This window comes from Streptomyces sp. YIM S03343 (assembly GCF_054729195.1).
Window position 1 is genome coordinate 135,961 of the sequence record NZ_JBPUKX010000001.1, and the last position, 12,377, is coordinate 148,337.

Sequence of the window (12,377 nt, forward strand, 5' to 3'; positions counted from 1 at the left end):
TCAGGAGCCCCGGCCCGATGCCGGGGCATCCCTGTCAGCCGTCCGGCCAGGAATCGGGCAGAGCTGCCCCAATGCTGGGGGTGCGGCTGAGTGGGAGATGCCTCGCGGAGTTCGCTCCGCGAGGCGAAGAATGCCGGTGGCCCCGCGCTGAGGCCCAGGGTGCTGGAGATGTCCGAGGTCAGAGACACGTGATCGAGGCGGCTGAGGTACTCGGTGGTGAAGCCGCGGGCGCCGAGGATCCGCACCCTGCCGGCTTCCGGTACGAACAGCGCCAACGCCTCGGTGCCGAACGCGAGGGGGAACTGGTCGGTCACCAGGTCGACGAGGTCGCGTACGTCCACGGCTTCGTTCAGGACGCCGGCCAGGTGCATCAGGTGGTAGATCGCGCCCAGCCGGGTGGGTCCGGCCGGTGGTCCGGGATCGGGTGGGCTCTGGGGACGGTGCTCGGCTCCGGTGTCGGTGACGCGCACGCTGGTGCCGGTGGGGTCCGGGTAGAGCTGGACGAGCAGGCACCGGTCGGGGGGCCGGACGGCGGTGAAGGAGGTCGGCCGCTGGCTGAGCACCGCGTCCCGGTACCGGTGCTCGTAGTCCGGCTCGTCCAGCCAGGGCAGGGCCTCCCACGGCCGGACGCCCGGCAGACGCGGGATGCTGTCGCCCAAGAGGTCGGCCGCGGTGCGGTCGATGAAGACGACCCGTCCGCCCGGCCGGGTCCAGTGCGCATCGGCCCTCGGGGAGACGGGAGACGAAGCCCCTGCCGCGCGGGCCTCCGCTGGGCCCTTGGAATCACTGCGCCTTCGGGCCTTGTAGCGGGGCACGGGCGGAGGCACGAGGCGATGCCCGGCTTCGGCGGCACCTTCGATCAGCCTGGCCAGGCGGTCACCGGAAGCGCTGATCACCTCGCGCTCCGCGGGACTGAGCTCGGGAGGTCTCCCCTGGGGCCAGACCAGGACCATGACACCCCACACGACGGTACGGGCGGTGAGGGGAGCGAAAGCCGCAGCGAGCGGGTGCGGGACCGCCATGAGGACCTGCGGATAGCGGCGTGCGAACTCCTCGCCCGAACCGATCCATGTGACCAGCAGGGGGAGAGGCAGGAGGATGCGGCGTCGCTCGCGGAGGTACGCGGTCCAGGAGGTGGTACGGGTTCTTCGGACCGGGGGCGACGGCACCGTATCGGGGTTCCCGCGGGCGAGGAAGAGGGACGTGCCACTCACCCTGGACGGCATTCGCAAGCGCACGTGCTCGTCAGCGAGCCGGCCGGCGCCGTGCTTGGTGCGGGGCGCCCCATGACCGCCCTGGCGCCGGCCCAGAATCCGGCAGTCGCCGGTATCCGGCTAGCGATTGACGGCTCGCATCCCTGCCTCGTCATACCGCTCACCCGCCTCTCGGGCAGCTCGGCATCAATGCGGGTCAGGTCGTCCTCGGTCAGCGCGATGCCGACCGCGGCGGCGTTCTGTTCCAGGTAGGTGCGGCGCTTGGTGCCCGGGATCGGCACCAGATCCTCGCCCTGGGCCAGCACCCAGGCGATGGCCAGCTGGGCTGGCGTGACATCCTTCTCGGCGGCGATCTCCTTCACTTTTGCCGCCAGCCGCAGGTTCGCTTCCAGGTTGGCGTCCTGGAAACGCGGGTTCTCGCGGCGCCAGTCGTTCGCGTCCAGCTCGTCCGGCGAGGTGAAGCGCCCGGCGAGGAACCCACGGCCGAGCGGCGAATACGGCACGAAGCCGATGCCCAGCTCCCGGCAGGCGGGCAACACCTCGGCCTCCACGTCCCGTGACCACAGCGAGTACTCGCTCTGCACCGCGGTGATCGGGTGCACGGCGTGGGCGCGCCGGATGGTCTCCGCACTCGCCTCGCTCAGGCCGATGTAGCGCACCTTGCCCTCGGCGACCAGCTCGCCCAGCGCGCCGACCGTCTCCTCGATGGGCACGTTCGGGTCGACCCGGTGCTGGTAATACAGGTCGATGTGGTCGGTCCCCAGACGCTTCAGGGAGCCGTGGACCGAGATCCGGACGTGCCCGGCCGAGCCGTCCTGCGGGCCGACCGTGCTGATGTCACCGGGTACGGCGTCGTCCATCCGGTAGTTGAACTTCGTCGCGATCACGTACTCGTCGCGATGCCCCCGGATCGCCTCGCCGACGAGCGACTCGTTGGTGAGCGGCCCGTACATCTGCGCGGTGTCGAGGAAGTTCACCCCAAGGTCGAGGGCGCGCCGGACGGTCGCGATCCCCTCCTCCTGATCGGCGGATCCGTAGAAGGCGGACATGCCCATGCACCCCAGGCCGATGGCCGATACCTGAAGATCCCGCAGATTACGCTTCTGCATGTCGAGTCCCAGCCTTCCCCTGCACACTCGTTCGTTCGAAGGACACAAAGCCCTTCATCCATCTGGCGACGGATTCCACCGCCCGGCATCCCGTGGGGGCGCCCGGGCGACACGGGCTTCGTGCGCCGCACTGACTGCGACGCTACGACCTGGAGCGCACTCCAGCGCAAGTCAACCGTTCAGCCGGACCGGCGGCTCGGACAGGTCGTTCGGCGTGACCGCCGGCTGGTTACGCAGCTCCGATGCGGGCACCGCCGCATCCAGGCCGGGGAAAGGGGACATCGCCGGCAGCGCGGCCGCCGCCTGCAGGGGCGCGGCCCGCCCTGCCCTCGACTGCACTCTGCCTCACTCAGTGCAGCCCGTCAGGCCACGCAGCCAGATGCGCTCACAGCGACCACCTCGACCCTCGCCTCGCATAAAGCCGTCTCAATAGCAATGCACCAGGTCGAGTGCGGTGTCTTCGGTTGCATCAGGGGCCGCAACCCAACCTGGCAGGCCGTGGGGAACAGGTTCGGACAGGGTCGGAGCAGGCCGGTCCGGCGTGGTCCGGGTGGCGAGGGAGGGCGGGGGCTACTTCTGCCGGTAGTTCTGCATGGTCCTCTCCCGCATGCCCGTGATCGACTTGTCAGGAGCGTTGGGGGCGCTGTCTCTTCCCTTCCCCCGACACGACCACGCCACCTGGCAAAGGAGCATGGACATGTACAAATTCAAGAGTGCCCTCACAGCGGTTGCGGCGCTGGCCGCCCTCGCGGGGGTGGGTGTCGCGGCGGCGCCGGCACAGGCGGCGACCTACTGTACGCACAAGGGCCAGAAGTACTTCTGCGAGTACGGCGTCTCGTCCACGAAACTCGACAACGGGACGACGGAGGAGTTCGTCGTCGGTGCCGATCACGCGGTGTGGACGAACTGGAGCTACCCTGACGGCTCCTGGAACGGATGGGTGACCCTGGGCGGGTGGGTGAAGAGCCGGATCCTCATCAGCCATCTGCAAGACAGCCTCTCGAACTTCGCCATCGCGGCCATCGGCAGCGACGGCAACTACTGGTTCCGGGAACGCTCCTTCAGCGGCGCGTGGACCGCCTGGCAGGTGAGCTGCACCGTCAAGGACGGTCCCGGCTGCCCGTGACCACCATGGGCGCCCTGACGGCATGCAGCCGACGGGGCGTCACCGGCAGGGCGTCACCGGGGCCGATCACGCGGCCAAAGAGAACGCGCCCGGCCTCCAGACCGTCACGCCCCGTCGGCTCCTTGGATGTGTGCCGCAGCCGACGACCCGCCCGATCGGGACATGAGGATTCTTGCCTCCTGGGGTATGAGCTGACCCGTCAGTGGCGCGCTTCAAGTGATCGGCCAGCGATGGTTCTGCTCACGAGAACCAGGTTCTGGCACAGATCTTGGGCTCTGTGCTCATCTGGTGGTGGGTGACGATCACAAGCAGGTGGGCATCACCTGTGTGTGGTGGATGTAGTTCGCGTCGCTGACCTTCTACTTCAGGGGGTTGGGGTAGCGGTAGAAGAAGTGGTTCTCGGGGACACTGAGGTCCGTCTCGCTGTGCGCTCCCTCGGCAGGATCGGCGGCCTGCCCGGAATGCGGATGGAGATCCTCGCGTGTGCACTGCTACTACCGGCGGTGTCTGACGGACCGTCCCGTAGCCGGCCGCCGGGTGCGACTCGATCTGCGGGCACGTCGTCTCCTGTGCGAGAACGACAGCTGCGGGCATCGGACGTTTGCCGAGCAGATCCCGGACCTGACACGTCGACACGCACGCCGCACGAATACCCTCACCGCCCAGCTCACGGACATCGCCCTGGTCCTGGGCGGACTCCCGGAGCCAGTCGGTGCGGACACATAGCCGTCGCCGCCGGCAAGGACACGCTGCTCCGCCTCCTTCGGGCACTGCCCCTCCCGCCGCCGGCTTCCGTCCCGTGTCTGGGCGTGGACGAGTTCGCCGTGCGTCGCGGCCGTACTTACGCAACGGTCCTCGTCGACATGCACACCCGCCGTCCCGTCGACGTCCTCGTGGACCGCACTGCACACACCTTCGCCGCCCGGCTGCGCGAACACCCCGAGGTGAGGGTCGTCTGCCAAGACCGTACCGGCTCCTTCCGCGACGGCGCCCACGCCGGTGCACCACAGGCCCGGCAAGTTGCCGATGCCCGGCACCTGCTGCACAACCTCGCCGAGGCCGTCGAACGCGTCGTCGGACGACACCGCGCCGACCGGCGCGAACCTCTCACCGTCCAGGCCGGCCAGGACGACGTCCGCCCCACTACCCAGGGCGCACTCGACGTGCACGGACGTCAGCGCCCGCTGGTCGCCCGCACCCGCGAACTCCACCAGCAGATCCACGCCGGCTTCTTCACGCTCTGGGCCGGCTCGGGGCACACCGAGCGGCGGGGAAGCCGACGGCTGCTGGGCGGGATTCCGCAGGTGGCACGGGGCGGGGCTTGTGCGGCGGCGATGTTCTGCGACCACGGCCCCTCCCCCACTGTTGATGCCGTGTCTTCTCCGGCCATTGAGCCGGTGTCGGTGCCCCGTGGCCGCACCGTGTCGTCAGCCGCAGCGTCCCGGCGGGCGAAGGGGTGGGGGAAGATCGCGTAGCGGATCGTGCTGCACGACCCGCCTTCATTCCTGGATACGGAAACGCGCGGTCAGTTGTCGCTCGTGCCGTGAGCTGGGGCCGACACGGAGTTCGAACTCGCCGGATTCGACGATCCGGCGGTTGTCGGCCGTCACGAGTGAGCAGTGCGAGGCGGGGATACGGATGTCGACGTCGACAGCCTCACCCGGGGGGATCTCAAACTGGAGGAACGCCTTCAGCTCCTGCTCGGCCCAGGTGACGCTGGTGGTGAGATCGCTGATGTAGGCCTGAACGGTTTCCAGGGCGGGGCGGCCGCCAGCGTTCGTGAGGCGCACTGTCGCGTGGACTGTGCCGTCTGCGGGTACGCTCTGGTCCCGCACGACAAGGTTGGAGTAGGTGACGTTTGTGTAGCTGAGGCCCTCGCCGAACGCGAACAACGGGTCCTGGCTGAGATCCGCGTAGCGGTCTCCGTGCTGGCCTCGCACTTGGTTGTAGAAAACGGGCTGCTGCCCGACGTGCCGTGCGAAGGAGATCGGCAGCCTGCCGGTGGGCTCGATGAGTCCGACGAGGAGTTCGGCGATGGCGCGGCCACCGCGCATGCCCGGGTTGAACGCCTCGACGAGTGCCGCCGCGTTCAGCGCGGAGTCCGGGAGAGTGCTCGGTTTGGACTGGATCAGCACCACGATCGTGGGTGTGCCAGTGGCGGCGATCGCGTCGAGCAAGGCGATCTGGCCGCCCTGAAGATCCAGCGTGGCCGTGGAGCACCCCTCGCCGGTGAGGGCGATGGTGTCGCCTACGACCACCACGGCGTAGTCGGCGGCCGCCGCGGTGGCGGTGGCCTGCCGGAGTTGTTCCTGATCGACCGGGGCGGGGCTGAGGACGGGTGGCCGTGGCTGGCCGTCGGGCCAGAACGGCCCCCGGGGATCGGGCACGAGAACCTCGATGTCGGCTCCGCGCGTGTGGGTCACCGTCCAGTCGGCGGGCGCGACAGCACGCAGTCCGTCGAGCACGGTCTCCACCAGCTCGCGCGGCTGACCGTCCGGCATCCAGTCGACCTGGCCGGAGGCGCCGGCCCAGTCGCCGAGCATGGCCTGTGGGCTGTCGGCGTTCGGGCCGACGACGGCGATCGTGCGCGGTGGGCCATGGCTGACGGCGCGGCCGAGCCCGTCGCCGGTCAGCCCCCCTTCGAGGGGCAGACTTCCGTCGTTGCGCAGAAGTACCAGAGAGCGGCGCGCGATCTGGAGGTTGAGCTCGGTGTGTTCCCGGCAGCCGATCACCGCCTTCTGCCGCTCGGGGTCTGGGGCGCGGGGGTCTTCGAAGAGGCCCAGCTCGAACTTGAGGCGCAGGACCCGTCGAACGGCGTCGTCGATCTGCCTCTCGTCGGCCAAGCCGCGCGCGACCGCCGTCTTGGCGGCCTGGAAGAACCCGGGCGTGGTCATGATGAGGTTGTTGCCGGAGTTGATGGCGAGGGCCGCTGCCTCGACGTCGTCGGCGCAGACCTTCTGCTCCCAGACCATCCGGCCGACGTTGTCCCAGTCGGTCACCAGCGTTCCGGAGAAGCCCCATTCGCCCTTGAGCACGTCGTTGAGCAGCCACCGGTTCGCGGTGATCGGCACCCCGTCCATCGACTGGTAGCCGAGCATGAAGGTGCGGCATCCGGCGCGGGCCGCCCGTTCGAACGGCGGAAGGAACCAGGAGCGCAACTTGCGTGGGGTCAGATCGGCCTCGCTCGCGTCCCGCCCGCCTTGGGTCTCGGAGTACCCGGCGAAGTGCTTCGCGCACGCCAGGACGGCGGTCGGGTCGCCGAGGCCCTCGCCCTGGTAGCCGCGCACCATCGCGGCCCCCAGCTCGCCGATCAGGAAGGGGTCCTCCCCGAATGTCTCGTTGACGCGACCCCAGCGCAGGTCCCGGGTGATGCACAGCACCGGGGAGAACGTCCAGTGGATTCCCGTAGCCGAGATCTCGGTGGCGGCGGCGCGGGCGGCTCGCTGGAGCAGCGCGGGATCCCAGGTGCAGGCCATGGCAAGCTGGGTCGGGAAGATCGTCGCCCCGGGCCAGAACGAGTGACCGTGGATGCAGTCGTCAGCGGTCAGCAGCGGAATGCCGAGCCGGGTCCGCCGGGCCAGTGCGCTGGCCTCCCGCATCCGCGTGGGGGACGCGTGCAGGACCGACCCGGCCAGCTTGGCCGCCACGATGTCCACCAGATCCTGACGGGCGTCGAGCTGCAGCAACTGCCCGACCTTCTCCGGCAGGGTCATCCGCGCCAGCAGGTCACGTGTCCTCGCCTCCACGGACGCGTCGGGATCGAGATACAGGGCAGAGCGGGGCGAGTGTTCCAACACGAGCTCCAAGAACTATTCCGGTACCTGCCAGGTGTGCGGGGTCGAGGAAGACCTCGGCTGACGGCTCGGAGGGCGCGGGGCGCGGTCTTCCGACCGCGCGGATCACCTTGCGGAACGCATGTCCGGGGTCTCACCGTCGACCATCGCCAACTCCTCGAGGGCCCAGCGCTGCGGGCGCGAACAGTCAGTCCGGGAGGCGGTCCACGAGCCACCAGGCAGCGCTGTTGGCCGCGAGCTTTCCGTCGTCGCAAGGGAGGCTGGACAGCAGCGGTCTGCCGGGTACGGGCGCCGCAACTGGTGCGTCGGTGAAGTTCACGGCACACACGAGGCCTGGCCCCCGGCCGAAGACCAGTGTGTCGGGAGGACCGGGCAGCCAGCGCAGCGTGGTGTCGCAGAGCGAGGTGAGGTTGCGCCGCAGCTGCAGGGCGTCGCGGTAGAGGTGCCAGCTGGACTCGTCGTCACCGCGCTGGCGCTGCATGGAGTAGCGGGCGAACCAGTGCGGCTGCGGCAGCCACGACCGGTGCGGTGGGCAGTCGGAGAAGCCGAACGGCGCCTGCTCCCCGGTCCAGGGAAGCGGTACGCGGCAGCCGTCCCGGCTTTTGGCCGGCTCGCCGGTCGCGGCCACGATGGGGTCGGTCAGGGCTTCCGGCGGCAGGTCGGTGACCTCGGGCAGGCCGAGCTCCTCGCCCTGGTAGAGGTAGACACTGCCCGGCAGTGCCAGCATCAGCAGTGCCGCAGCGCGGGCCCTGGCCGCACCGCGCTCCGGATCCGGTTCCTCGCCGGGCTGTACCCCGCGGCTGTAGCGGGTGGGAGTGCGTTGCTGGTCGTGGTTGTTCAGAACCCAGGTGACCGGTGCACCTGTGGACGCGATGTCTTTCAGGGCTGCGTCTATACGGGCGCCGAACGCCGCGGCGTCCCAGGGGGCGTGCAGCAGGTCGAAGTAGAAGGCCTGGTGGAGTTCGTCGGGGCGCAGATAGACGGCCTGGTGCGCGGGGGTGGGAACGGCCACCTCTCCGACGAGGGTGCGCTCCATGCCGTCCCGCGCGGTGTAGGTGTCGCAGATCGCCCGCCAGCGGCGCCAGACCTCGTGTACCTCGGGCTGGTTCCAGGCCTGCGGGTTGACGGCGTCGCGGGCGTCCTCGTCGGCGGTGGGGTCCGGCGAGTCGGGCAGGTCCGGGTGCTTGTAGAGGCCGACCGCGACATCGATGCGGAAGCCGTCCACCCCCCGGTCCAGCCAGTAGCACAGCACGTCGTCGAAGGAGACCGCGACCTCCGGGTGGCGCCAGTTGAAGTCGGGCTGGTGCGGGGTGAACAGGTGCAGGTACCACTGTCCGGGACGGCCGTCGGCTTCCTGAATACGGGTCCAGGCGGGTCCGCCGAACATGGCGCGCCAGTTGTTGGGCGGCAGTTCCCCGTGTTCGCCGCGCCCGTCGGCGAAGTGGAACCGGGCGCGGGCGGCGCTTGCAGGTCCGGCCTCCAGCGCCTCGCGGAACCACGGGTGCTCACGGGAGCAGTGGTTGGGGACGACGTCGAGGATGACCTTGAGTCCCAGGCTGTGTGCGTCGGCGACCAGCCGGTCGAATTCGGCGAGGTCGCCGAAGAGCGGATCGATCGCGCGGTAGTCCGAAACGTCGTAGCCGTGGTCGTACTGCGGGGACGGGAAGCAGGGGCTGAGCCACAACCCGTCGACGCCGAGCATGGCGAGGTAAGGCAGTCCGGCCCTGGCGCCACGCAGGTCGCCCACACCGTCGCCGTTTCCGTCGCGGAAACTGCGCAGATAGATCTGGTACATCACGGCGCTGCGCCACCACGGCACACCGGGGATCGCCATCGGACAGTGACCTTTCAGACAGCCGGCACCGGCCGGCGGACGTCGGAGCCTGTAGGGCTCCGGAAGGGGAGAGGGTTCTGGCTGCGAGCGAGCGTGAGGCCAATGCCCGCTCCCAGCCTCGGTGCGTGTAGAGCCGCAGTCGGAACCGGTGGCCCCGGGGGCGCCCGGACAGCGGGGGCTGGGTCCGGGCGCCCTCGAAGCCACCGGCGCAAGGACGTTACTGACGGGTGATGTCGAGGGCGAGCCGGCCGGAGTTGGCGACCTCGCCGAGCCAGTGGGCGCTGGGCTTGGGGGTACGGGCGAAGGTCTGGCGGTCGACGGCGATGAGCCCGAAGGTGGGGCGGAAGCTGCCCCACTCGTAGTTGTCCAGGGCCGACCAGTACAGGTAGCCCTGCACGTTGATGCCGTCGGTCATGGCCTGGTGGACGGCGGTCAGGGCGCCCGTGGTGTAGGCGATGCGGACGCGGTCGTCGTCGGTGGCGATGCCGTTCTCGGTGACGATGACGGGGACGCCGTCGGTGAGTTTCCAGGCGTTGCGGATGCCGTCGCCGACGGCGGGCGGGTAGTACTCCCAGCCCATGAGGGTCTTCTCGGCGTCTTCGCGGGGCGGTTTGGGGCCGTCGGGGCCGATAATGGTGCGGGTGTATGCCTGGACGCCGACGAAGTCGTCGCCGCGGGCGGCTTCGAGGAAGAAGTCCTCCCGCGGGTAGCCGTAGGTATGGGCGATCTGCTCGCAGCCGGGCTCGGACTGGAACGCCTGGGTGGCGACCGTCCAGCCGGACTTGACCCCGGCGAGGGTGGAGAGCACGGCGCGGCTCTTGCGGTGCGCAAGGACCAGGGTCTGAGAGACTTCCGGATCGGGCAGGCCATAGACGTGGTTGGGCAGGCCCTCGTCGGTCTGGCCGGCGTCGTGCGCGACACCGTTGGGCTCGTTGATCGTGCACACCCATTCCACCCCGTCGGCCAGAATGGGCAGGACGGCCTCGGTGAAGCGGGCGAACAGGTCAGCTGCGTCGGGCGCCTGCCAGCCCCCGCGTTGGGCGAACCAGCGGGGGACGGTGAAGTGGTGCAAGGTCACCATCGGCGTGAGGCCCTCCTGGTGGCAGGCGGCCACCATACGCCGGTAGTGGTCGAGGGCGGCACGGGAGACGAAGCCCTGCTCCGGTTCGATACGGGCCCACTCCAGGCTGAAGCGGTAGGTGTTGAATCCGAGGTCCGCCAGGAGGGTGATGTCCTCGCCGTAACGGTGGTAGCTGTCGCAGGCGTCGCCGCTGGGCTCGTGGATGCTGGTGCCGGGGGCGTGTTCGCGGGCCCACCAGTCGCTGTTGACATTGTTGCCCTCGGTCTGGTGGGCCGCGGTGGCCGAGCCCCAGAGGAAGTCGGCGGGGAAGGTCAGGTGGTTCGGTGGCATGGAAATCCTTGGATCGGGTTATGAGAAGTCGGGCCGTGCGGGGACGGTTACTTGATGCCGGTAGTGGCGACGCCTTGGACGAAGAACCGCTGAAGAGCCATGAACAGGGCGACCATGGGCGCGATGACCAGGACCGAGCCGGCAAGCAGCAGTGCGTAGTTGGTCGCGTTCTGACCCTGGGAGTACAGGGCGAGGGCGACCGGGAGGGTGTACTTGTCCTGACTCTGGGCGACGACCAGCGGCCACAGAAAGTTGTTCCACGAGCCGAGGAACGTCAGGATCGTCAAGGTGGCCAGGGGCGGCCCGCACATCGGAAGCACGATCCTGAAGAAGATGCGCATCTGCCCGGCGCCGTCGATCTTGGCGGCTTCAAGGAGCGAGTCGGGGATGCCGAGCATGAACTGGCGCATGAGGAACACCCCGAGCGGCGAGGCCAGGTAGGGCAGGATCAGCGCCGGGTAGCTGTTGACCAGGTGCAGCTTGGCGACCATGACGAACAGGGGCACGAAGGTCACCACGCCCGGGACCATGAGCGTGATCATCACCAGGGCGAACAGTGCGCGCTTGCCGGGAAAGTCCAGCTTGGCCAGTGCGTAGCCGATCATGGAGCAGAACAGCAGGTTGCCCAGCACGGTGAAGACCGCGACGACCGCGCTGTTGAGGAAGTAGTGGCCGATCCGCAGTTGGCCGAGCCAGGTGGCGTAGTTGTTCCAGGTGGGCGATGTCGGCAGCCAGCCGCTCGGGTCGCGCAGCAGCTCGCCCTGGGTCTTGAAGGAAGCCAGCAGCATCCAGAGGAAGGGCAGGATCGTCGCCGCGAGGGCCACGATCAGGACCAGGTGGGTCAGGACGCGGGCGCGCCGGGAGGCTGCGGTCGGGCCGGTACCGGCAGGGATGGTGTGGTGGGTCATGGTGGGGCCGCCTCAATCCTTGGACCGCAGCAGACGGAACTGGATCATGCTCAGCGCGGCGATCACGGTGAACAGCACATAGCTTGCGGCGGAGGCGTAGCCGTACTTGCCGAAGCCGAACTGGTTGTAGGTGAAGTAGCTCACCGACAGCGTCGAGTCCAGCGGGCCGCCTTGCGTCATCACGAAGGACTCCTCGAAGAACTGCAGGTAGGCGACCGACAGCAGGACCGCACCGAGGAGCAGAGTCGGGCGCAGCAGCGGCACGGTGATGCGGCGGAACCGCTGCCAGGCGTCGGCGCCGTCCATGATGGCCGCCTCGTGTACTTCCGGCGGAACGTTCTGGAGTCCGGCCAGAAAGATGACCATGAGGGTGCCCATGTTGCGCCAGGCCGTCATCACGATCAGCGAGGGCAGCGCCCACGTGGTGCTGTGCAGCCAGTCCGGGCCGCTGATGCCGACCCAGTCGAGCATGGTGTTGAGCAGCCCGTCGGGCTGCAGGATGAACCGCCACACCACGGCGACGGCGACGATGCTGGTCACCACGGGGGTGTAGAAGCCGACGCGGTAGGCGGTGCGGAAGCGGGTGATGCCGCTGTTGAGGGCCACGGCCAGTGCCAGGGCGATCGCCATGGTCAGTGGGATGCCCACCACGACGACCATCGCGGTGTTGAGCATCGCCTTGCGGAACTGCGCGTCGCCGAACAGGTCCCCGTACTGGCTCAGTCCGACGAAGTTCACCGAGAACGGGCTCTGCACGTCGGTGGCGCGGAAGTCGGTGAACGACATCAGAAAGGAGGAGACGAGCGGGACAAGCATGAAGAACCCGAAAACCAGCAGGAACGGCAGCGCGAACAGCCACGCCGCCAGCCCCTGCCGCCGCCGTTCACTCAGGGCGCGCCTCCTGCCAGGATGGCGGTGTCCGGCAGCCCGGCCGGCCTTGCGGCGGCCGACCGGGGCGCTGGTGTTGCTTTGTGCCATCGG

The 12,377-nt window shown here is 69.1% G+C and carries 8 protein-coding genes and 1 pseudogene; 3 read left to right on the forward strand and 6 right to left on the reverse strand.

Annotation, left to right across the window (positions count from 1 at the left end):
- Positions 1-1,334: 1,334 nt before the first annotated feature.
- Positions 1,335-2,323, reverse strand: a pseudogene (locus ACSYGN_RS00670) (aldo/keto reductase).
- A gap of 697 nt (positions 2,324-3,020) precedes the next feature.
- Between ACSYGN_RS00670 and ACSYGN_RS00675 the strand changes: the two are divergent.
- The 3 genes from ACSYGN_RS00675 to ACSYGN_RS00685 all read left to right on the forward strand — a co-directional run bounded on the left by ACSYGN_RS00675 (position 3,021) and on the right by ACSYGN_RS00685 (position 4,924).
- On the forward strand, positions 3,021-3,449 hold the full coding sequence (locus ACSYGN_RS00675; RefSeq protein WP_460390719.1) for a hypothetical protein: 429 nt from the start codon (positions 3,021-3,023) through the stop codon (positions 3,447-3,449).
- A gap of 423 nt (positions 3,450-3,872) precedes the next feature.
- The gene (locus ACSYGN_RS00680; protein WP_460403131.1) at positions 3,873-4,175 is read left to right on the forward strand and encodes a transposase family protein; all 303 of its coding nucleotides are present in this window, start codon (positions 3,873-3,875) and stop codon (positions 4,173-4,175) included.
- Between the two features lie 83 nt (positions 4,176-4,258).
- Positions 4,259-4,924, forward strand: coding sequence for an ISL3 family transposase (locus ACSYGN_RS00685; protein WP_460390721.1), 666 nt, complete (start codon positions 4,259-4,261; stop codon positions 4,922-4,924).
- Positions 4,925-4,948: 24 nt separating this feature from the next.
- Here ACSYGN_RS00685 and ACSYGN_RS00690 read toward each other — a convergent pair whose 3' ends face one another.
- From ACSYGN_RS00690 to ACSYGN_RS00710, 5 genes are all read right to left on the reverse strand, one after another.
- On the reverse strand, positions 4,949-7,246 hold the full coding sequence (locus ACSYGN_RS00690) for an exo-beta-d-1,3/1,6-glucosidase (RefSeq protein WP_460403133.1): 2,298 nt from the start codon (positions 7,244-7,246) through the stop codon (positions 4,949-4,951).
- Between the two features lie 184 nt (positions 7,247-7,430).
- Positions 7,431-9,077 (reverse strand): glycoside hydrolase family 13 protein, encoded by a 1,647-nt coding sequence (locus ACSYGN_RS00695; RefSeq protein ID WP_460390723.1) that lies wholly within the window; start codon positions 9,075-9,077, stop codon positions 7,431-7,433.
- Between the two features lie 217 nt (positions 9,078-9,294).
- The gene (locus ACSYGN_RS00700; protein ID WP_460390725.1) at positions 9,295-10,488 is read right to left on the reverse strand and encodes a glycoside hydrolase family 1 protein; all 1,194 of its coding nucleotides are present in this window, start codon (positions 10,486-10,488) and stop codon (positions 9,295-9,297) included.
- A gap of 47 nt (positions 10,489-10,535) precedes the next feature.
- On the reverse strand, positions 10,536-11,396 hold the full coding sequence (locus ACSYGN_RS00705) for a carbohydrate ABC transporter permease (RefSeq protein WP_460390727.1): 861 nt from the start codon (positions 11,394-11,396) through the stop codon (positions 10,536-10,538).
- A gap of 12 nt (positions 11,397-11,408) precedes the next feature.
- Positions 11,409-12,374 carry a carbohydrate ABC transporter permease gene (locus tag ACSYGN_RS00710; RefSeq protein WP_460390729.1) on the reverse strand — a complete coding sequence of 322 codons (966 nt, stop codon included), beginning with the start codon at positions 12,372-12,374 and terminating at the stop codon, positions 11,409-11,411.
- Positions 12,375-12,377: the final 3 nt, after the last annotated feature.